Source organism: Acinetobacter sp. EKM10A, from assembly GCF_011075215.1.
Taxonomy (GTDB): Bacteria; Pseudomonadota; Gammaproteobacteria; order Pseudomonadales; family Moraxellaceae; genus Acinetobacter; species Acinetobacter baumannii.
This window is the reverse complement of record NZ_JAALLK010000003.1, coordinates 94,300-115,511: the sequence shown is the minus strand read 5'-3', so window position 1 is coordinate 115,511 and position 21,212 is coordinate 94,300. Positions and strand designations below refer to the sequence as shown.

At 38.5% G+C, this 21,212-nt stretch carries 17 protein-coding genes and 1 pseudogene; 11 read left to right on the top strand and 7 right to left on the bottom strand.

The window, feature by feature from the left end:
* Positions 1-43: 43 nt before the first annotated feature.
* Together G9371_RS05245 and G9371_RS05240 are read left to right on the top strand one after the other, a co-directional pair.
* A complete protein-coding gene (locus G9371_RS05245) occupies positions 44-2,098 on the top strand; it encodes a GGDEF domain-containing phosphodiesterase (protein WP_000510221.1) in 2,055 nt (684 codons plus the stop codon).
* A 613-nt stretch (positions 2,099-2,711) separates the two neighbouring features.
* Positions 2,712-3,266: pseudogene (locus G9371_RS05240) on the top strand (TetR/AcrR family transcriptional regulator); the annotation flags it as partial.
* A gap of 215 nt (positions 3,267-3,481) precedes the next feature.
* Here the strand turns inward: G9371_RS05240 and G9371_RS05235 are convergent.
* The gene (locus G9371_RS05235) at positions 3,482-4,054 is read right to left on the bottom strand and encodes a TetR/AcrR family transcriptional regulator (RefSeq protein ID WP_000043988.1); all 573 of its coding nucleotides are present in this window, start codon (positions 4,052-4,054) and stop codon (positions 3,482-3,484) included.
* A gap of 330 nt (positions 4,055-4,384) precedes the next feature.
* Here G9371_RS05235 and G9371_RS05230 point away from each other — a divergent pair, with 330 nt between their 5' ends.
* From G9371_RS05230 to G9371_RS05200, 7 genes are all read left to right on the top strand, one after another.
* Positions 4,385-5,248: a hypothetical protein gene (locus tag G9371_RS05230; RefSeq protein ID WP_000037374.1), complete on the top strand. Its 864-nt coding sequence runs from the start codon at positions 4,385-4,387 to the stop codon at positions 5,246-5,248.
* Between the two features lie 203 nt (positions 5,249-5,451).
* On the top strand, positions 5,452-7,044 hold the full coding sequence (locus tag G9371_RS05225; protein WP_000008538.1) for a peptide chain release factor 3: 1,593 nt from the start codon (positions 5,452-5,454) through the stop codon (positions 7,042-7,044).
* 69 nt (positions 7,045-7,113) lie between these two features.
* A complete protein-coding gene (locus tag G9371_RS05220; protein WP_001054078.1) occupies positions 7,114-7,956 on the top strand; it encodes a hypothetical protein in 843 nt (280 codons plus the stop codon).
* An 87-nt stretch (positions 7,957-8,043) separates the two neighbouring features.
* Positions 8,044-8,985 carry an RsiV family protein gene (locus G9371_RS05215; RefSeq protein WP_029423666.1) on the top strand — a complete coding sequence of 314 codons (942 nt, stop codon included), beginning with the start codon at positions 8,044-8,046 and terminating at the stop codon, positions 8,983-8,985.
* Entirely contained in the window at positions 8,985-9,797 is an 813-nt protein-coding gene (locus tag G9371_RS05210) for a TatD family hydrolase (protein ID WP_029423665.1), read from the top strand. Before G9371_RS05215 ends, G9371_RS05210 begins: the two co-directional genes overlap by 1 nt.
* 124 nt (positions 9,798-9,921) lie before the next feature.
* Entirely contained in the window at positions 9,922-12,678 is a 2,757-nt protein-coding gene (gene acnA / locus G9371_RS05205) for an aconitate hydratase AcnA (RefSeq protein ID WP_005112113.1), read from the top strand.
* 334 nt (positions 12,679-13,012) lie between these two features.
* Positions 13,013-13,774 (top strand): ThiF family adenylyltransferase, encoded by a 762-nt coding sequence (locus tag G9371_RS05200; RefSeq protein WP_000130927.1) that lies wholly within the window; start codon positions 13,013-13,015, stop codon positions 13,772-13,774.
* 62 nt (positions 13,775-13,836) lie between these two features.
* On the opposite strand, the gene G9371_RS05195 is transcribed toward G9371_RS05200, so the two are convergent.
* Positions 13,837-13,959, bottom strand: coding sequence for a hypothetical protein (locus G9371_RS05195; RefSeq protein ID WP_001984446.1), 123 nt, complete (start codon positions 13,957-13,959; stop codon positions 13,837-13,839).
* Positions 13,960-14,062: 103 nt separating this feature from the next.
* Between G9371_RS05195 and G9371_RS05190 the strand changes: the two genes are divergently transcribed.
* Positions 14,063-14,956, top strand: coding sequence for a LysR family transcriptional regulator (locus tag G9371_RS05190; RefSeq protein ID WP_000956765.1), 894 nt, complete (start codon positions 14,063-14,065; stop codon positions 14,954-14,956).
* A gap of 7 nt (positions 14,957-14,963) precedes the next feature.
* Here G9371_RS05190 and G9371_RS05185 read toward each other — a convergent pair whose 3' ends face one another.
* Both G9371_RS05185 and dusA read right to left on the bottom strand, forming a co-directional pair.
* Entirely contained in the window at positions 14,964-15,473 is a 510-nt protein-coding gene (locus G9371_RS05185) for a hypothetical protein (RefSeq protein ID WP_000587862.1), read from the bottom strand.
* Between the two features lie 335 nt (positions 15,474-15,808).
* Positions 15,809-16,825, bottom strand: coding sequence for a tRNA dihydrouridine(20/20a) synthase DusA (dusA, locus tag G9371_RS05180; protein WP_032009112.1), 1,017 nt, complete (start codon positions 16,823-16,825; stop codon positions 15,809-15,811).
* Positions 16,826-16,959: 134 nt separating this feature from the next.
* On the opposite strand from dusA, the gene G9371_RS05175 reads away from it, so the two are divergent.
* Complete coding sequence (locus G9371_RS05175) at positions 16,960-18,108, top strand: tyrosine-type recombinase/integrase (RefSeq protein WP_029423866.1); 1,149 nt, start codon at positions 16,960-16,962, stop codon at positions 18,106-18,108.
* Here the strand turns inward: G9371_RS05175 and G9371_RS05170 are convergent.
* From G9371_RS05170 to G9371_RS05160, 3 genes are read right to left on the bottom strand one after another with little or no spacing between them, the layout of a single operon-like run.
* A complete protein-coding gene (locus tag G9371_RS05170; RefSeq protein ID WP_000500676.1) occupies positions 18,092-18,364 on the bottom strand; it encodes a pyocin activator PrtN family protein in 273 nt (90 codons plus the stop codon). The genes G9371_RS05175 and G9371_RS05170 overlap by 17 nt on opposite strands.
* A gap of 18 nt (positions 18,365-18,382) precedes the next feature.
* Positions 18,383-19,363, bottom strand: a complete 981-nt coding sequence (locus tag G9371_RS05165) for a hypothetical protein (RefSeq protein WP_000170392.1) — start codon at positions 19,361-19,363, stop codon at positions 18,383-18,385.
* Between the two features lies 1 nt (position 19,364).
* Positions 19,365-20,600, bottom strand: coding sequence for an inovirus-type Gp2 protein (locus G9371_RS05160; RefSeq protein ID WP_000834699.1), 1,236 nt, complete (start codon positions 20,598-20,600; stop codon positions 19,365-19,367).
* Between the last annotated feature and the right edge of the window lie 612 nt (positions 20,601-21,212).

Here is a 21,212-nt window from a genome sequence, read left to right as displayed (position 1 = left end):
GAACAAAATAAAAAAAAGTATTGAATAATCATGGAAGTCCAATATGGGTCATGTTGATTACGATAGCACATTGATCGTCGGCTCTTTTATTACGGCTGGCGCTATTTGCTATATTGTGATTTCCATGGAGCAGTTAATATTTAAGCAAACTTATAAAAAGATTGAGCCGTTTATTCTATTACTCAATGGATTATTACTCGCAGCAGCGATTAGTATTGTCCATATTGTCGGCATGCATGCTTACCATTTATTTGAAGCAGCTTCTTCGAACGTTCCTTTAATTACACTGGCTTTTGGCATTAGTGCTGTACTTTCAAGTGTCGCAATTTGGCTGACTTCTCGTTTTACACTTCCTATATTTAGACTCATTTTAAGCTCAGTCATTATGGGAATTGGGATTTCTGCTTCTTATTATGTGAGTATGTTAGGCTGGAATATTGATATTTATAAGAAAGACTATACCTCTTTTCTTATTTTATTTTCTGTCTTAATTGCCATGAGCGGGTCGGGGCTAGCTTTCTTGCTGGCCTATAAATTAAAAGAAAGTGAACGTCACCGTATAAGTTTAAAATTAGCCTTTGCAGTGATGATGACCCTAAGTATTATGGGGATGCACTATACGGCACTTATTTCGACAAATATTACCGATAAGTTTGTAAGCCAATATCAGGCTGAACATGACTTGCTGCTATTTACAATTATCTTGGTGACGTGTCTGGTGCTGGTCGCGAGTTTTATTGTTGCCGTGCTGGAACAACGACTGAACCAGCGAAATCTAGAACTGCGTAAAGCCAATAAAGAATTAGCCAACCTCTCTATTCAAGATAACTTAACTAAATTACCAAACCGACTTTATTTAGTGGATTACGCCGAAGTTCTCCTGTCAGATCACCGTTATAAAGACCAAAAAATAGCTTTTCTCTATATTGATTTAGACCGTTTTAAATCGGTAAATGACGCGTTTGGACACCACATTGGTGATCAACTGCTTATACAAATGGCCAATCGTTTACATTGGCAACTCAATGAAAAATGTAAATTGCTTAGAATTGGTGGGGATGAGTTTTTACTAATTGCTGAAAACACTGATACTGAAGAGGCAATGCAACTTGCTGAGAAAGTATTACATCTTATTCAAGACAGTTACCAAATTTCCGGTAAAGAAATTAATATTTCAGCAAGTCTAGGTATCGCACTGTTCCCTGAACATGGGCAAAATGTTCAAGACCTGCTAATGAATGCCGATGCTGCCATGCTGATGTCTAAGGAGCAGGGCCGCAATACTTATACCGTCTTTAGTTATTCTACCCATCAACAAGAAACAAGAAGTCAGTCAAAACTGATCAATGATTTATACAAAGCAGTCGAAGAAAAACAATTTGTTCTCTACTACCAGCCAAAATTTAATACCAATCTTGAGATTTGTGGGGTAGAAGCACTCATTCGCTGGAACCATCCATCTTTAGGAATGCTGACACCGCATATGTTTATTGGTGGCGCGGAAAAGACAGGTTTAATTATTCCAATGGGATATTGGGCGCTTGAGCAAGCTTGCCAACAAATTCAGGAATGGGAACGTAGCAATACGCAGTTTTATCCAATCGCAGTCAATTTATCTGCCTTGCAGTTCGAAAATAAAAAGCTCTTTAGTACTCTCGAAGGTTTGTTAAAAAAATATCAAATTCAGCCGCATCACCTCATTATTGAAATTACCGAATCAACCGCAATGCGGCATATCGACTTAAGCATTCGTGCTTGTGAGCGACTGCGCGATATGGGCATTCGTGTGGCAATTGATGACTTTGGAACAGGGCACTCAAGCTTCTTATATTTAAAAGATTTACCAGTCGATGAACTTAAAATTGACCGTGGATTTATTGTCGATTTAAAACCGGGCTCAAAAGAAGAAGTCATTTTAGAAAGTATTATTCATTTGGCGAAAAAGTTAGGTTTAACCGTAACAGCCGAAGGGGTGGAAACACAGCAACAAGTTGAGATTTTAACACGCTTGGGCTGTCAGCAGTTCCAAGGTTATTTGTTGGGTATGCCTGTAAATGTAGGGCAACTGATTCAGTCGCAAGGTGCTCATTTTGTTTAACCCAGATATTTGGTTAAATTTAAAAACTACTACTTAATATAATATCTAAAACAATAATTTAGTTAATCTAATGAAAAATAATAAGAATTTTTAAAACTTGTCATAAATTCCACATTGACACTTCTAAACTCTCAGATTATCCTTTGCCTGCTGGCCTACATTGCCAGCCGGTTGTCGCAGACCGATTAGTAAAGGCATCAGATTATTCCCTCTGAGGAGTAGTCTTGTGTGTACAATCGTCCCTCGCTCGTTGCGGTAGGACGAGTGAGGGACACCTTTGGGTGTGCTGATTCTTTACTATCAGTCTGCGAACCCTTGCTCGTTCTGCCACCATAATCTTTTATTAATGCTTTGGCAGAACTCCCAAAATAAGGAGTTGGCTATGCATACTATTTTTACACCTCCCAGTTAGTCTTTATGCAGTTTGATCACCTTTAGGTTTTCAGGCATCAGTTCTTCACGACTAAAAAATCATATCAACAATAAAACTTGAGATGCGTTAGCGCAGTCTTTGGGGCCTTTGCATGCTTTTTTTGCTTAGAGCAAAAGTTGCAGTCGTTTTATCTCTATACACAACAAGAAATTATTTTATAACGGTAACTATATGCCATAGTCAGATCTCTCATTTCGCGCGTTAAGCGTACTCCATAAGTCTCGATATCTTTTTAATAAACATGGTTTTCATAACGTAGGAGTAGACCGCATTGTGCGAGAAGCAGAGGTGCCAAAAGCTTCGTTTTATAACTATTTCCACTCTAAAGAACGGCTTATTGAAATGTGCCTACACTTTCAAAAAGACGTCTTAAAAGAACAAGTGCGCTCAATCATTTACATACAAAAAGATTTAATCTTGCGTGAAAAACTCAAGAAGATTTTCTTTTTACATACCAGTCTGGATGGTTATTACCACTTGCTATTTAGGGCTATTTTTGAAATTGAGAAACTCTACCCCGCAGCCTATCAAGTGGTTGTACAATATCGGCATTGGTTAACTACTGAAGTTTATAAATTGCTTTTAACTGTGAAGAAAGATGTTACGAAAAGCGATAGCGATATGTTTTTATTTACATTAGATGGTGCCATTATTCAGCTGCTAGATGAAACTAGGGGTGATACGAGAGAACTGTTATTTACTTATATTTTAAAGGGTATTTTTCTTAAAGATTAATTTATTAAAATCTATATGTTTATTAATTAATATATTAGGGATAACTAAATTTATATAAAGTTCAGGCGGTTATGCTTTTAAAACATATCAACCTGAACTTTATATTGAACCAGATAAAAAACAGATCTGATCACCTGATAGAGCATGTATTACAGATCCTCTCATCTTCAAAATAAAACTTATAATATGGTAAAGGGCCGTAATAATTAAATTTTTTAAGCAGCTTCATATTTTTGTTTTGTTTCAAGCTCAATGAGTTTATTTATATAAGACCATGTTTCTTCAGAGTTAATTTCTGGTTTGTTAATAGTCCCGTCAATAATAAGCCCATCTATAATGTTAAGAAAAAGACTGCTTAATACTTTTGGATCTTCAATTTCTAACTCTAAAAATATAGATAAAACTAAACTGTAAATCCATTCACGGTATTTATTTACTTGTTTTTTAATAGAAGGATAGAGCTGCAGGACTTCTATCGTTGCTTTTTTAAATAAACAACCACTAAAATCTTCAGTGTTAATCCAGTCGATATACCAATTAAAAATACTTTTTAGTTTATTTAATGGGTCATCTACACTATTAACTTTATCTAATAAAGAAGTTTGGACTTCTAAAATTCTTCGGCGAAGACACTCTTCAATTAAAACTTCTTTAGAAGAGAAGTACTTATAAAAAGTCATTTTTGCAACTTTAGATTCAGCAATAATTTTGTCTACCCCAATAGAGGTATAACTTTTCTGATTAAAAAGGGTCATTGCTGTTGTTATAATCGTTTCTCTTTTTGACATTGGTTGCCCCGTCATAGATATTTTTTGATTAACTTTGCTATTGTAAAGTATGAAAGCTTAAATAAAACTTATTTAATGATATTTAAAAAATTATATTTATTCAATAGCTTGGTTTGCCTTGATAAATAAAGAAATAAATATTTTATTGGCAATAGTTTACTTTTTTAAATAATATTAATTAATCCATTGATTTGTTGAGATAATAAACATAATATCAATTCGTTAAGTATGGGTATACGGAATTTATCCTTTTTACGTTCGAATACGTAATGGAAATAGAGGGATAGCCTTTAGCTTAACTATAAGAAAAACTTTTTATTGAGAATGATTATGTCAAAAAAATTTGAAGACTTTAATAATCCAAGAGAAAAAGCATTGCAGGGGATGAAAGATAGTATTCCCGCTTCACAATGGGAAGAAAACTTACAGTTTCTCAAACAATTAAGGAATAAAATTGCGCAATTACCAGTAAGTAAACACCCTGCAATTGAAATATTAAATAACGGTTATCTTGATAAACAAACCCTGACTCGTATTCATTTAGAATATCGTCATGCCATTGTTCAGATTTTTACCGATGCTTTATTAAAGGCGCAGTTTCTGACAAAACAATTGGAACCAAAGCTTCACTCGGGCGCTAAAATGTTTCCACGGGTGTTGTTGAGCTTAAATATATTAGATGAATTTGGTTTTCGACCGGGTTTAGATAAAGATAATTATTATTTAGGCAACCCTGAATATGCACATTATCCATTATATGAAGATTTGCTAAATGACTATGGTTTGACTGAGGCTGACCGCCGTAATTATAAACCTTCAAAAATTGCAGATCAGGTGAGAACATTTTTAGAAGCTTCTTACGATCGTTATATTAATGTGGTGGCATTATTGGCGGTGGCAGAAGAAGAAGTTATTCTTTTTAGCCCACCATTGCGACAAGCAACCAAGTTTGTAAATATCGATGTTGAGGGTGGTGGTTATTACCATGTACATGGCGTTTCAACAGATGAAACAGCTGAAGCTGCTGATGATGACCATCAAGATGACCTTTGGTTTGCGTTGGCTCAAGCCATTACCAAAGATGACTATGAAAGCTTGACTCAACTATGTCTTGATTATTGTGCACTGTGGACTGAGTTTTGGGATGCACAAATTGCCGATGTCCAATTTATTGAAGAAAAGAAATTGGCATAAGCTGTTCAGTTCATTCGTAAAAGCCTGTTTATATTGAACAGGCTTTTTTAGTGGCTCAATTAAAAATATTCCAAATATGAAAACACGGATAGACAACTCAACAATCTCTAAACAGTACCTATAAATCTGCTACAATTACGCCAATTTTTATTTTGATCGACTTTAGATCTTTGGCACTGCAATCTCCGCAGTAGGTGTATTTCATGAGTTTTAAAGATGAGTTAGCGGCACAGGTCGCTCAACGACGCACATTTGCTATTATTTCCCACCCCGATGCCGGTAAAACCACCATGACAGAAAAACTGTTGTTATGGGGTAAAGCGATTCAGGTTGCAGGGATGGTAAAAAGCCGTAAATCTGATCGTGCAGCTACATCTGACTGGATGGAAATGGAAAAAGAACGTGGTATTTCGATCACCACGTCTGTTATGCAGTTCCCATATAAAGGTCACACGATTAACTTACTCGATACACCGGGGCACGAAGACTTCTCGGAAGATACTTATCGTACCCTTACTGCTGTTGACTCTGCACTGATGGTGATTGACGGTGCAAAAGGTGTCGAAGAACGTACCATCAAATTGATGGAAGTGTGTCGTATGCGTGACACACCAATTATTTCATTCGTCAACAAAATGGACCGTGAAATTCGTGAGCCACTTGAGTTGTTAGATGAAATTGAAAACGTCTTGAATATTCGCTGTGTACCAATTACATGGCCACTTGGTATGGGGCGTGACTTTGCTGGTGTATACAATATTCTTGAAGATAAATTGTATGTCTACAAAGCAGGTTTTGGTTCAACCATTACCGATATTGAAGTACGTGATGGCTATAATCACGCTGATATTCGTGAAAAAGTTGGTGAGTTAGCTTGGGCTTCTTTTGAAGAGTCACTTGAGCTTGTACAAATGGCAAATGAGCCATTAGACCGCGAACTATTCTTACAAGGTAAACAAACACCTGTTTTATTTGGTACAGCATTAGGTAACTTTGGTGTTGACCACGTTCTCGATGCATTTATGAACTGGGCACCTGAACCTAAAGCACATCCAACGCAAGAGCGTATGGTTGAAGCAAAAGAAGAAGGTTTCTCTGGCTTTGTATTTAAAATTCAAGCCAACATGGACCCTAAACACCGTGACCGTATTGCCTTCATGCGTATTTGTTCAGGTAAATACGAGAAAGGCCTGAAAATGAATCACGTACGTATTGGTAAAGAAGTTCGTATTAGTGATGCGTTGACTTTCCTTGCAGGCGAGCGTGAGCACTTAGAAGAAGCATGGCCGGGCGATATTATTGGTTTACACAACCACGGTACAATCCAGATTGGTGATACTTTCACTAGCGGTGAAAACTTGCACTTCACAGGTATTCCTCACTTCGCGCCGGAAATGTTCCGCCGTGTACGTTTGAAAGACCCATTAAAGTCAAAACAGTTGCAAAAAGGTTTGAAAGAGTTGTCTGAAGAAGGTGCAACTCAGGTATTTATGCCACAAATTAGCAATGATTTGATCGTGGGAGCTGTGGGTGTACTTCAGTTCGACGTTGTTGCTTACCGCTTGAAAGAAGAATATAAAGTTGACTGTGTTTATGAGCCAGTAAGTGTAAATACGGTACGCTGGATTCATTGTGATGATGAAAAGATTCTTAATGAGTTTAAGAAAAAGGCACATGACCAACTTTCTATTGATGGTGGCGGACACTTAACGTATCTTGCGCCAAGCCGAGTGAACTTGCAGATTATGCAAGAGCGTTGGCCTGATATTGAGTTCCGTAGCACACGTGAACACTAATCATGTAAATGTGACAAACAGCTTCGAATAGAAGCTGTTTTGTTTTGAAAAATAAGAAAGGATGATGAAATGAACTTGAGTAAAAAGACAATTATTGCGCTTGTGGTTGCAGCCATAGCTCTAATTTTGGCTATTTGTGTATTTGTCTGGAAAAAGCCTCAGTCTTCATCATCTTCTCAAGAAAATTCAGCTTCTACTCAAGACCATCCGGTTGAGAAAGCAGAGGTTTTACCTTATTTAAATTTGACCGAAACCAAAGCAAATTATGCAGTGCCGTTTTGTGAAAAGAAAAATTGTATTGATGTCGATATTCAAACCATAAAAACCCAAGACGCGTGGTTAAATAGCTGGATTGAAAAAAATCAGGCGAAAGTTATTCAGGCTCAAATTAATTTGAAAAAAGATTTAAGCCTTCAACAAGCGATTAATGCTTACGTGAAGAAGTCGGATGAATGGCAAGATAAGTATTCTAAAAATCGTGCTTATGAATTACACATTCGTACACGCATTGCCTCGCAGCGTAATCAGTATGTGTTATTGCAATTGGCTTTAGACAGTAAACAAGAAGAGATTACTATAAAAGACCGTTATTATTTTTTCGTGGCGGATCGTAAACTGCATAAAAACTTAACGTTGCTTGATGTGCTTAAAAAAGACCAGCAACCGACAGTACATCAAATTGTTCAAACTGCGTATCAGGACTGGTTGAAAAAGCAAACTGCCGATGTCAAAAAACAAGCACCAAAAACTTTATATTGGGGACAAGCTGACTGGTTCTTTGATGGTGAAGGGGTAGGTTTGCACTATCAGGCAAATCAGATTACGAAAGATGCGCCTCAACTTGATATTTATTTAACAACAGAACAAACGAAAAAAATATTGCAACCTCAGGTTTATGAACAAATGTTTTAAGTTGGTAGCAGAATTTGCAACCTACTTGTAGATGCGCTAACTTCATATGAGTTATGCATAATCTTCTCAGAATAAAGGCAAAATATGATGTTAACTTCTAAGGCTTTGCTACGTTTAACGCTACTTGCTTCTGCGATATTTTTGGTGGCATGTCAGCCTAAAAGTGATCCTAAAGAGTCGGAAGATCAGCAAAAACCGGCTGTGGTTGAACAAAAGCCTGTAGAACTGACTTTGAAAGGGGAAACAGTTCCAAGTAAAGTGACTTTACCGGATTGTGATGGTAAAACTTGCCCTGAATTTACGGTAGAACGCCTACAAAGTAATTTCCCTTTTATTGATAAGATTATTGATCAACAAGTTTTAAAAGCACTCGGACAGATTCTTGAAATTGCAGAACCAGATGCAAAAGCAGCACAAGCTGATAAGAAGACAGAAGCTTCAGTAGCTGCCGCTACAGAGCAACAAGATAGTTTCGATGCTCAGGTTCAGCGCTATGCAAATTCATTTATTGATTTGGACAATGAATTAAAGGCTCTAAGTAGTAATCACCAGATTAATCTGTTGGTGAAACCTAAAATCATACAGTCTCAAGGTAAAGTCGTAACTGTTGTTGTAAATAGTAGTAGCTATTTAGGCGGGGCACATGGCTCGGCAGCGCAGCAATATTATAATTTTGACTTAAAGAAAGAAAAGCAGGTCAAACTTGAAGACTTGTTACGTCCAGAGAAAAAAGCGGCTTTAGAAAAATTAGCACATGAAGCGTTTAAAGCTTGGGTGACAGACTCAAAACTTGCAAATAGTGTGAGTGAATATGAGCAAGCTTGGCCGTTTAAACTCACAGAAAATTTCCTGTTAGGTGACCAAGGCTTGATTCTTCAATATGGCGAATATGAAATTGGACCTTATGTGGTCGGGCTACCTCGTTTAGTCATTCCATATGACCAATTACAAGAAGTATTGAAAGAAGAATATTTGCCACAGCCTAAAGTTAAACCAGCTTCGACACCTACCGCAAAAAGTGCCAGCTAATGCATCTGTTTGATACTCACACCCATTTTGATGTTGCCGATTTTGATGAAGATCGGCACCAGTTAGCACGTGAAGCTAAAAAAGTGGGTGTGGATGCTTTGGTGTTAATTGGCTTTTTACAGTCACGTTTTGATGAGTTGGTACACACTCATTATCAGCTCAAGCAGTGGGAGAATGTACCTACTTCTTATTTAGCACCGGGGTTGCATCCGTTTTATATTGAGCAGCACAAACCAGAACATCTTTCTCATCTTGAACAGATTTTGCAGCAAGAAGACTGCGTCGCAATAGGAGAAATCGGCTTAGATACCTTCTTAAAGGAACACAAGCAGCCCGATATATATGCCAAGCAAAAACAGTATTTTGCTGATCAGTTAGATCTGGCAACTCAATACCAAAAACCGGTGTTGCTTCATATACGAAAAGCACATGGTGATGTGCTCGCACTATTAAAAGCGCATAAGTTTAAACTCGGTGGCATTGCTCATGCTTTTAGTGGCGGAGTAGAGGAGGCAAAAGGCCTGATTAAGCTTGGTTTTAAAATTGGTGTGACGGGACAAATCACGAACCCCAATGCGAAAAAGCTTCATACGGTTGTGCAGGCTATAGGTGCCGAGCATTTAGTGATTGAAACAGACTGTCCTGATATGACGCCACTTTGCTGCCAAACCTCAGCTGAGCATCGTACTCGAAATACGCCTGTGAATTTACCTTATGTACTAAAAAGTTTGGCTGAAAATTTAAATATGGCAGAGCCAGAATTAGCAGATTTGCTGTGGAAAAACTCTTTATCTGCTTTGAAATTATCGTAATAAAAATCAAAGATTAGAAATAGTAACTAAAACAAAACACAGCGATTAAAAAAGAAGCTTAAAGTAAGAAAACAACATGTAAAAACGTGAAAAATAACATTGCCAGACATGGGAGGATAACCCAATGGCTAAGTATAGCAATATCAATAGTTTTAATGCTTTACAGACGCTAACAGTAGGTTCCAGCAATTATCAGATTTTTAGCTTAACCCAAGCCGAGAAAAAGCTAGGTGACATTGCCAAACTGCCGAAATCATTAAAAGTACTGTTGGAAAACTTATTACGGTTTGAAGATCAGCACAGTGTTAAAACAGAACATATTTATGCTTTAGCTGAGTGGCTAAAAACCCGTACCTCAGATCAAGAAATTCAATATCGACCTGCACGGGTTTTAATGCAAGATTTTACCGGCGTTCCGGCAGTCGTTGACTTAGCCGCAATGCGTGCTGCAATGGCTGAAGCGGGGGGTGACCCTGAAAAAATTAATCCGTTATCACCTGTAGATCTGGTTATTGACCACTCTGTGATGGTAGACCATTTTGCCGATGATCAGGCTTTTGAAGAAAACGTTCAAATTGAAATGCAGCGAAATGGCGAGCGATATCAATTTTTGCGTTGGGGACAATCTGCATTTAATAACTTTAGTGTTGTGCCACCGGGTACCGGTATTTGCCATCAGGTCAATTTAGAGTATTTGGCTCAAGCAGTGTGGTTAGGTGAAGACAACGGACAAACCTTTGCTTTCCCTGACACCTTAGTGGGTACAGATTCACATACCACCATGATTAATGGTCTAGGGGTATTAGGTTGGGGCGTTGGGGGTATTGAAGCAGAAGCTGCCATGTTAGGCCAACCTATTTCTATGCTCATTCCTGAGGTGATCGGTTTTAAACTGACTGGCAAATTACAAGAAGGGATTACGGCAACTGACTTAGTGCTGACCATTACTCAAATGCTTCGCCAAAAAGGTGTGGTAGGTAAATTTGTAGAATTCTATGGCGATGGTCTAGCCGATTTACCACTTGCTGACCGTGCAACCATTGCCAATATGGCGCCTGAATATGGTGCAACTTGTGGTTTCTTCCCAATTGATGAAGTGACTTTGGGTTATTTGAAATTAACAGGTCGTCAAAGTGACCGTATTGCATTGGTGGAAGCATATAGCAAGGCGCAAGGTTTATGGCGTAATGCGGGTGATGAACCTGTGTTTACAGATACGTTAAGTTTAGATATGAGTACGGTTCAGGCAAGTTTGGCAGGTCCAAAACGCCCTCAAGACCGCGTACTTTTATCGGAAGTTCCTAAAACCTTTAATGCACTCATGGAATTAACGCTTAAGCCAGCTAAAGAAGCGAAAGAGCGTTTAGAAAATGAAGGCGGTGGTGGTACGGCTGTAGAAGCGACCAAAGCCAATATTCAGCATGAAAGCCCATCTTGTGTGATTGAAGGGCAAGAATATCCGTTGAATCATGGTGATGTCGTCATCTCAGCAATTACTTCATGTACCAATACTTCTAACCCAAGTGTCATGTTGGCAGCCGGTTTACTTGCTAAAAAAGCCATTGAAAAAGGCTTGCAGCGTAAACCGTGGGTAAAAAGTTCACTTGCGCCTGGTTCTAAAGTCGTGACCGACTATTTATTGGCGGCTGGGCTTACGCCGTATTTAGATGAGTTGGGCTATAACTTGGTCGGATATGGTTGTACAACGTGTATTGGTAACTCAGGTCCTTTACCTGAACCAATTGAAGATGCAATTCAGTGTCATGATTTAAACGTGGCATCTGTACTTTCGGGTAACCGTAACTTTGAAGGGCGTGTGCATCCATTAGTTAAAACCAACTGGCTTGCCTCACCACCACTTGTGGTTGCCTATGGTTTAGTTGGGAATATTCGTACCGATTTAACGACTCAACCAATCGGGCAAGGTAAAGATGGGCAACCTGTTTACTTAAAAGATATCTGGCCAAGTCAGGCAGAAATTGATGCCGTCTTACAAAAAGTAAATACCGACATGTTCCACAAAGAATATGCTGCGGTGTTTGATGGTGATGCAAGCTGGCAAGCGATTCAGATTCCAAAAAGTAAAACTTACGAATGGGCTGATGACTCGACTTATATTCGTCATCCGCCGTTCTTTGAAGGTATTGGTGAGCCACCAAAACCAATCAAGAATATTGAACAGGCACGTATTTTGGCAGTGCTTGGTGACTCGGTAACAACCGACCATATTTCACCAGCGGGTAATATCAAAAAAGACAGTCCAGCTGGCCGCTATTTACAAGAGCAAGGTGTAGAGCCAAAAGACTTCAACTCTTATGGTTCACGACGTGGTAACCATGAAGTCATGATGCGAGGCACCTTTGCCAACATTCGTATTAAAAACGAAATGCTCGGCGGTGAAGAAGGCGGTAATACCATACATGTGCCAAGTGGTGAGAAGCTTGCCATTTATGATGCGGCAATGCGTTACCAACAAGAACATACACCGCTTGTGATTATTGCTGGTAAAGAATACGGAACAGGTTCTTCACGTGACTGGGCTGCCAAAGGAACGAACTTGTTAGGTGTAAAAGCTGTCATTGCTGAAAGTTTTGAACGTATTCACCGTTCAAACTTGGTGGGTATGGGCGTGTTGCCACTCCAGTTTGTTGATGGCCAAACCAGACAGTCCCTCAACTTAACGGGTCACGAAGTCATTTCGATTCGTGGTTTATCGGATGGTATTCAGCCTCATGAAATTCTTGAGGTTGATGTGAAAGGGCCAAATGGAGTAGCTAGTCATTTTAATGTGTTATGTCGAATTGATACGTTAAATGAGGTTGAGTACTTTAAGGCAGGTGGTATTTTGCATTATGTACTTCGGAATTTGATTGCTTCATAAATCGATAAACTTAGCACAGCCTTATAATGAATGTATATGAGCTAATGTTGACTATATAGGCGTATCCTTACTTTTTAAGGATAAAAAGTAACAAAAATCCTTTGTCGGGCTGACGGTATATCCTTATACCGCAGCCCAACTGGGCGGCATCCATGCCGCCTGTCACGTTAGTAAATAATGACTTAAATCTTAAATAATATAATTTGATTTATAATGATAAGACTTGTCGTGAACTCAAATATCGCTATCTCAAGTTTTCTTTGATCTGAAATATACTTTCTTCTGAAAAGCAGTAAAATACCTCCCGTGTTTTATATCCCTTCAAAGAGTAGCAATGACCGATCTTCAACAAGATGAATATGACCGCCGTTTTGCAGGTGTAGCCAAAATTTATGGTGATTCATCGTTCCAGCACTATGAACAAAGTCATGTGATGGTGATTGGTATTGGTGGGGTCGGCAGTTGGGCGGTAGAAGCTTTAGCGCGTACAGGTATTGGTGAGATCACATTAGTCGATATGGATGTGGTTGCAGCGTCAAATGTAAACCGTCAGCTACCTGCAATGACCTCAACTCTGGGCTGTGAAAAAGTTGAAATTATGGCGGAGCGTTGTCGTCAAATTAACCCACGCATTAAAGTCAATATTATTGATGACTTCTTAACACCTGAAAATGTTGCAGAGCTTTTAAACCCTGTACCGGACATTGTTTTGGACTGCATCGATGATGTTAAGGCGAAACTGGCTTTAATGCTCCATTGTCGTTTTAACAAAATTCCTTTGATTGTATCCGGTGGGGCGGGTGGTAAACTCGATCCACTTAAAATTCGCGTAGCCGATCTATCAAAAACAGAACAAGACCCAATGTTAGCGAAGCTACGTAGTCAGCTTCGCGCTCGCGGCATTTGTAAGAAGCCAAAAGAGAAATTTGGCATTACCTGTATTTACTCAATCGACAATCCATTTTCAAGCGCAGATGTCTGCCCATCGGCGGGGTTGCGCTGTGGTGGCTATGGTTCAGCGGTGGTGGTGACTTCAAGCTTTGCTATGATTGCTGTAGCCGAAGTTTTGAAAAAACTCGATTTAAAGAAAGCCTAATTTAAATATTGAAAAGGCATGTGCTTATGTGAGTGCATGCCTTTTGTTTTGGAAAAAACTATTTAATCATATAGCTCTATATTGTCTTGTTTGGGCTGTGTGGGTAATTGCTGATCATAAAATTTAAAACACCATAAAATTAAAATAACGATGGTGCATATTGCGAAACCTTTTAAATACTTCATGAAGAATTCAATCAAGTGAATGGTCTTGATTAAAATTCTAGCGAAGGAGATCTATCTAATCTAATATAGAAAATAGACCAAATGATCTAATTTTGAGATGGTAATGCTCACATTAAAACAATTCCAATATTTCATAAAAATTGTTGAAGAAGGGAGTTTTACCGCTGCTTCCGAAAAGCTCTTTATTGCCCAGTCTGCTTTAAGTCGACAAATGAAACTATTAGAAGAAGAAATTGATTTTCTGTTGTTTGATCGCACGGATAAAAGAGTAAAACTTACGGCAGCAGGAGAGGTCTTCTATAAGAAAATAAAAGATAACCTGCTTTATTTAAATGAAATTATTGATCTGTCTAAAAGTGTTTCGGAAGGGAAAAATCGACAGGTTAAAATTGCTCATTCCAGCAGTATTGTCGTGGATAATACAAAGGTTCAGATATTAAAAGAAGTTAGCTTAACGCAGCAGTTGAGCTTTGAGATTAATACCTTATCATCCGAACAGCAAATCTTAGCGTTATTAAATGGTGAAATTGATATCGGTTTGATCCGCCCGCCAGTTCGGCATACTTTAGATGGTATAAATACTCTTAAGTTATATGAAGAGCCTTTAATGGTGGCTGTGCATATTGATCATGCCAAGTTTGCTAAATCAGAAAAGGTTTATTTAAAAGACTTAAAACATGAGTGTTTTGTATCAACGCCTCATGCTGAAAGAGGAGGCTTAAGTTATTTGGTCGCAAATCTGTGTTTAGCCGCAGGATTTACCCCACAAAAAGCCTCCATTCAGTCGCGTAAGATTTCACAGTTACAGCTCGTGGCGGCAAATTTAGGGGTAGGTATTGTTCCTGCGGAGTTTCAACAAATCTTACCTGCCAATGTAAAACTAATACCTTTGGCAGATTCTCTATCTCTTTCGGAAGTTTTACTGGTCTATAGAAAAGGCCATGATGAAATCATTCAGCACTGCGCCGAGCAAATTCATCAAATGTTTCTATCTTAGAAGTGAATTAGCCTAATCTATAGTAAGTATAGGTGACGTTATCATCTTTATAGACGTCATAACTACTTTGTTTAAAGTCCGACACCCATTCACTTCCTGTGTAACCAGCGATATGACCGTAAATATGGTTACGGGTTCTGTGAATGATATAAATATCGCCTTCTTGTGGCTCATCAAAGGCTGGATTTATTTCTTTATAGCCAATTTTCTTGAGGGTATCGCCCCAATCTGATGCTGCAATCGGATGGTTTTCAACATCGGCACCAGCAGACTCAAGCGCAATACGGATGCTACGTGCACAACGCGCTTTACTGCGTCTAGAGGTAATACTTTCTAATTTAGCTACGAATTTTTCTACATCAATGGCTGGAGGAGTGTTGGTTTCAGTGGAGTGATTATTGGGTTTCATGGTGAATGGATAAGGGAGGCTTGGTGTGCTGTGGGATACAACAATGGCTGCCTGATTTGAATCCTGATACATATAGTTATCAGCTACTTGTCCGTCATAAATAATCATCGTGAAATCTCTACCCGTACTACCTATATCCGTATTTAGAAAATCACCACCTACCTGTGGCGTTCAGAGATACTAATGGCCCAAACTTAAAAGTTTTGTTTATGTTATGTAATAACGTATCTTTTTACCAGTTTTTATTTCTGGCTATGGTAAAAAGAGCTAATTAAAAGAGCTTTTGAAATCATAAAAATTAAGTTTTTGATATTATTGAATATAAATAATTAATCAGAGCTTAATTTTGAATATTTCGAGCCAACATTTGCGAATATACTCAAAATCTAAGTCTCTGATTTAAAATGCCACATTTTCTTACAATTTTAGAAACATGGGCTGGCTTAAAATTGGTGTTCCTTTAAATAATCTTCAGTACGGATAATGGCAGCTTGCATATTATGGATTGCATTCTCGACATCAGTTAAAGTTTTTGCATTTCCACCACTTAGCGCCTGACGCCATTTGCGAGCGCCAGGTAAATTTTGGAATAAACCTAAAATATGACGCGTAATGATAGAGAGTGGCGCACCCTCAGCTAGACGTTGTTCAATATACGGTAGCATTTGTTCCATAATATCGAAGCGATCCGGTGCTTCTAGGTTCCAAAGTTGGCCGAGCTCAGCAAGTAAGTAAGGGTTGTGATAGGCTTCACGGCCAATCATGACGCCGTCAACGTGCTGTAAATGAGCTTGAGTTTCGGTAAAAGTTTTAATACCGCCATTAATTTCAATAGTCAGATGCGGGCGTTCTTGCTTTAAACGGTAAACATCTTCATAGCGTAGCGGTGGTACTTCTCGGTTTTCTTTCGGAGACAAACCTTTCAATATTGCAATACGGGCATGTACGACAAAGTGAGTACAACCTGTTGCTGCTACAGTATCTACAAAGTGCAGCATTTCTTCGTAAGACTGCATGTCATCAATACCGATACGGTGCTTAACCGTTACCGGAATATTCACCGCTTTTTGCATGCTGTGAATACATTCAGCGACCAAGTCTGGTTCTGCCATTAAACATGCACCGATTTTATTGTTCTGTACACGGTCACTTGGGCAGCCTACATTCAAGTTGACTTCGTCATAACCCCAGTCTTCAGCCATTTTTGTGCAAGTGGCAAGCTCTTGTGGGTTTGAGCCGCCAAGCTGCAATACGATTGGGTGTTCTTGAGCGTTATAGTCCAAATGGCGTTTCGCATCGCCAAATAGAATTGCGCCCGTAGTCACCATTTCTGTATAAAGCACAACGTTCGGGTTAAACAAGCGCGCAAAGAATCGATAATCCTTTGTAGTCCAGTCCATCATTGGGGCTACACTGATTCTTGGAGATTTAATAGTTTCAATGGTTTTGTTAATAGTCATTAAAAATCATACCTTTAATCAGTGTTTTGCAACCTGTTTGAATCTGTGGGAACTCATGTTTAGCTGCGTTAATCGGTTTGCATTTACACCAGAATTTACACCATAATGAAAAAAATGGTTCATGGTGTAAAATTATGGGGTCAATTACTGCCAGAAAAAGTGCAGATGGAAGTGTTAGTTACCGAGCTGCTATCCGGATCAACAAAAAAGGTTATCCTGCTTATTCTGAAAGCAAAACATTTTATTCAAAAAAAGTGGCAGAAAACTGGCTTAAAAAAAGAGAAGTTGAGATTCAAGAAAATCCAGACATTTTACTTGGCAAAGAACAACTGATTGATCTAACTTTGTCAGATGCCATAGATAAATATTTGGATGAAGTTGGGAGCGAGTACGGCAGGACGAAACGCTATTCTCTACTCTTAATTAAGAAGTTGCCAATTGCGCGCAATATTATCACAAAAATACATTCGATACATTTGGCTGAGCATGTGGCTCTAAGACGAAGAGGCGTGCCTAATCTTGGTTTAGAACCTATTGCAACAAGTACACAGCAGCATGAGCTTTTACATATTAGAGGTGTTCTATCTCATGCATCTGTTATGTGGGGTATGGAAGTTGATTTAAGTAACTTCGATAAAGCTACAGCACAGCTTAGAAAAACTCGTCAAATCTCGTCTAGTAAAGTGAGAGATAGGCTTCCTACAAAGGAAGAGTTAATTGCTTTAACAAAACTTTTTGCTGAGCGTTGGAAGTTAAATAAATACGGTACTAAGTATCCAATGCATTTAATTATTTGGTTCGCAATTTTTTCATGTAGACGTGAAGCAGAGTTAACACGCTTATGGCTGCAAGATTATGATTCTTACAACTCTTCATGGAAAGTTCATGATTTGAAAAATCCGAACGGTTCTAAAGGTAATCACAAGTCTTTTGATGTGTTGGAACCTTGTAAAACAATAATTGAACTTTTATTAGATAATGAAGTGCGGAGTCGTATGCTTCGATTTGGATATGATGAACAACTCTTATTACCTTTGAATCCCAAAAGCATAGGAAAAGAGTTTCGCGAAGCATGTAAAATATTGGGAATAGAGGATTTACATTTTCATGATTTGAGACATGAAGGTTGTACGAGACTTGCAGAACAAAGTTTTACTATTCCTGAAATTCAGAAAGTAAGTTTGCATGATTCTTGGGGGAGCTTACAGCGGTATGTTTCTGTGAAGTCAAGGCGAAATGTAATTCAATTGGAAGAGGTGCTACGCCTCATTGATGAAACGTAGCAAAGTCTTTAGCAGCTTCAGAATACTTCTTATCTAAGATATCAGCCAAGTCTTTAACGTGCACCAGAAATGGTGCGCGTTTGCTTGAATCTATTTTAAAGACAGAGAAAGGAAACTCTTGATTATTTGCCTTTCTCAGCGCCTCTGCCTTGCTTAAGTGAGGATAGTAGTCTTGTACTATGCTCATTAATTCGACAGTCATAGAGCGATATTTCATAAATAGGTAATCAGCGGTGTTTAACTGGAATGCACCCATTGTGAAATAGCCTCTTAACTAGTTAGTTTTAAACTTTGAATACAACACATCAAAATTGGACTGTGTATCCCAAATTCGAAGGACTGCATCACTGCCTATCAGGTACGTTTTGAGCAGCTTAATAAGATCTTTGCACCTTGGATCACTTTTAAAAAAATGATTAGTTTGCATAAACCCGTTTAATGGCATAGATACAGGATATGCTTTGCAATTAAATAGGCCTTCCAGATTACCTCGTAAGGCAATGAAAGCATTTTCATCAGAAGAACCAACAGGATCATCTATGAACTGGCGTTCCAGTAAAAACACCAGCCTAAGTGCTAATTGTCCTTGGGGTGTAAGTTCCCATTTCGAAAATACGGCAATAATTTCATTATTTCCACCTTCATTAAGGAAAATGGCGATCATCTCTTTTTTCTGCTGATCTAAATATTGTTGTTTCGAATACATTGGAGTATTCGCTGAAAGCGTAAATAGCATTGGCAAATATAGCTCATGTGTTTCGAAGCCTGCGTAGTCTCTGAATAGAACCTTCATTGTCGAATCAAATAACTCTTCAGCACGACTTTGTTCTGTATTCCAAGCTGTTAAATCCTCACTAAACTGCCTAGTGTTGAGCATATATTGGTAGCCCGTAATTTGATTAGAAAAATACTGATCGTGGCAGTAAATCCCCCCATTAAGCATAGGCCCCATATGTTTAATAAACTGAATAAACAATTCGTTCTCTGGCTTTAGTCGAACAGATAACATCCCATTAGTGACAGGGGAGCCTGTCACTAATGGATATGCTGATCTAATCAACTCAACAGGTTTACTGAGAGATAATGCCTGATTACTATTTTGAGAATTTTGTTTTGCAAACATGCTCGTAGTTTTTGATCTCCCAAGAGCTTTTGCTGACTTCTCAGAACCAATCAGATCGTAAGCCCAAATAGGTTGAATGCTGCATGACGAATGTGTAGCTGCAAGTAAAGCATCTGATGCGTACTTAGTCATGTTACTGTCCTCCTACTTGAGCATCATCTGATTGATCAGAGTCTAGAAGGTTAAGTTGTTCGAACTTACGTGGGCGTCCAAGTTTAGTATCAGGTACTTTGGGTATTTGGCTTGTTCGGAAGCTCCGAATTTGTTCTCCATTAGTAAAGGCGAAGTACTGATCATTTTTGCATATGTAGTCAAACGTAGCCTTGAGATTTTTAAGCATTTCATGGTCGGTATACTCCAAAATGCCTAAGGCACGATAGCGGTACTCATCTTTCTTCATATTGCAGATAAAAGCAGTCCCAAGATTGTTTGTAGCAACCTTCCATTTCTCAGCAATATATTGTCCCCACGTGATGTCCTCACGATGGTCATTGGCATTGAAGAAGTAATAAAGATGTCCATGAAATCCCTTAGTCGGGGTGTGTTCAATACGCAGGATATACCCGAGCGCATGCTTAAGCTGATTATGCTTAGATGCATCATAGAACCGAATAAAAGACTCTTGTATAAACCCACTATCATGTTCAACCTGAGCAAAATTAGGTGAGATAGCAAGCTGTTGAAGCTTAGCTGGATCGCGTATTAATCCTAGGTCTACTCGAACAACAAGGATTCGAGAATGGATCTTGAGTAGCGTATCAACAAGCTGAACACAACGTTCTTTAGAACGGCGTCGATTACTAGCACGATTTGAAAGCTGTTTACGAATTGAGGTACTCTGTATTCTTACTGCAAACAACTTCTGAAATTTAATCAAAGCCCTAACATAAGCCTGAGCTTGTTCAGATGTGTAACACTGATTGATTAGAGCAAACTCATAAAGGGCATATTGTTCTTCCTTTGTTAGTTCTGAGAATGTGTCCTCAAAAGCTTGTAACTCAATGCCCATTTTATAATTGCCAGAGCGAGCAGACACAAAGATTGTTGTAAGCTGGCACTTAAGCGAAAGAGGAACATCCTTCGCATATTCAACACATAGTTGCTCTTTACCCTTAAAACTCTTAATAGGTGTAAGTATAGCGATAGGGCGCTGCTTCTGAAAAAACTTGATCAACTCAATACGACTGATCATTTTCTCAACTTCGTGGTTTATACTCGTCTTGAAAGTTTTAGTATTACCATTCTCTGTTGTCCACTCAAAAGTTGAAAAATCTTCTTTGAGCTGTTCTAGGAATGCATCTCTATCTGCACCTGAGAACTGTGCGATAGGTGGAAGAGAAGGTTTAGCTGTAGCGTTAAAAGATTTCATAATATACCTCAATACAAATAATTAATTACGTATCAGGCGTCATGAGGTAAAAGCTCTCCCTATGGACATCGTTTAGACATGTCCATTAGAGGTAGGCGTAGAGTGGGTATTGGCTAATCTATCTGGAGTGTATTCAAATCAATCTAATCCATAAGCAGTATTTGCTAAGGCATACTGCTTATGGCAATAAGTATCTATCAGAATAATTACATATATCTAATATTACTTATTAATTGTATTTAAGCCGAAAAGCCGATTGCCCTTTACTTCGAGAATGCTCTACCAAAAAATGACGGTAATACGAGAACTTTTTAAAGGTTGCGATGTCCCGCGTTACGCAGCATTTAAATGGCTTTGTGGAGTTATTTTTGGGTTGACCCACACCTGTAAATTGCTAAGCTTCCAATTGAATGTACTTATTAATTTGATGTGTTGCTGGCTTAGGTTTGAGTTGGTCATATTGGTTCCTTATGTAGCAAGTTTTGTATGCTTGATTGCATAAGGGGAATTCTAGAAAAAATTGACCACCCCAAAAAAAACTGCGAAGAATTTCTTTAAGCTACTGATATTTATATTTTTAAAAGCTTTAAAATATAGAAATTTCATTGTAAT

What these genes read in the sequence shown, in the direction of transcription:
- G9371_RS05230 (WP_000037374.1), top strand. Translation starts at nt 4,385, where the DNA reads ATGTCAAAAAAATTTGAAGACTTTAATAATCCAAGAGAAAAAGCATTG.
- G9371_RS05195 (WP_001984446.1), bottom strand. Translation starts at nt 13,959, where the DNA reads ATGAAGTATTTAAAAGGTTTCGCAATATGCACCATCGTTATTTTAATT.
- G9371_RS05185 (WP_000587862.1), bottom strand. Translation starts at nt 15,473, where the DNA reads ATGATTATTTATGACGGACAAGTAGCTGATAACTATATGTATCAGGAT.
- G9371_RS05220 (WP_001054078.1), top strand. Translation starts at nt 7,114, where the DNA reads ATGAACTTGAGTAAAAAGACAATTATTGCGCTTGTGGTTGCAGCCATA.
- G9371_RS05175 (WP_029423866.1), top strand. Translation starts at nt 16,960, where the DNA reads ATGGGGTCAATTACTGCCAGAAAAAGTGCAGATGGAAGTGTTAGTTAC.
- acnA (WP_005112113.1), top strand. Translation starts at nt 9,922, where the DNA reads ATGGCTAAGTATAGCAATATCAATAGTTTTAATGCTTTACAGACGCTA.
- G9371_RS05235 (WP_000043988.1), bottom strand. Translation starts at nt 4,054, where the DNA reads ATGTCAAAAAGAGAAACGATTATAACAACAGCAATGACCCTTTTTAAT.
- G9371_RS05215 (WP_029423666.1), top strand. Translation starts at nt 8,044, where the DNA reads ATGTTAACTTCTAAGGCTTTGCTACGTTTAACGCTACTTGCTTCTGCG.
- G9371_RS05245 (WP_000510221.1), top strand. Translation starts at nt 44, where the DNA reads ATGGGTCATGTTGATTACGATAGCACATTGATCGTCGGCTCTTTTATT.
- G9371_RS05170 (WP_000500676.1), bottom strand. Translation starts at nt 18,364, where the DNA reads ATGGGTGCATTCCAGTTAAACACCGCTGATTACCTATTTATGAAATAT.
- dusA (WP_032009112.1), bottom strand. Translation starts at nt 16,825, where the DNA reads ATGACTATTAACAAAACCATTGAAACTATTAAATCTCCAAGAATCAGT.
- G9371_RS05160 (WP_000834699.1), bottom strand. Translation starts at nt 20,600, where the DNA reads ATGAAATCTTTTAACGCTACAGCTAAACCTTCTCTTCCACCTATCGCA.
- G9371_RS05210 (WP_029423665.1), top strand. Translation starts at nt 8,985, where the DNA reads ATGCATCTGTTTGATACTCACACCCATTTTGATGTTGCCGATTTTGAT.
- G9371_RS05225 (WP_000008538.1), top strand. Translation starts at nt 5,452, where the DNA reads ATGAGTTTTAAAGATGAGTTAGCGGCACAGGTCGCTCAACGACGCACA.
- G9371_RS05200 (WP_000130927.1), top strand. Translation starts at nt 13,013, where the DNA reads ATGACCGATCTTCAACAAGATGAATATGACCGCCGTTTTGCAGGTGTA.
- G9371_RS05165 (WP_000170392.1), bottom strand. Translation starts at nt 19,363, where the DNA reads ATGACTAAGTACGCATCAGATGCTTTACTTGCAGCTACACATTCGTCA.
- G9371_RS05190 (WP_000956765.1), top strand. Translation starts at nt 14,063, where the DNA reads ATGCTCACATTAAAACAATTCCAATATTTCATAAAAATTGTTGAAGAA.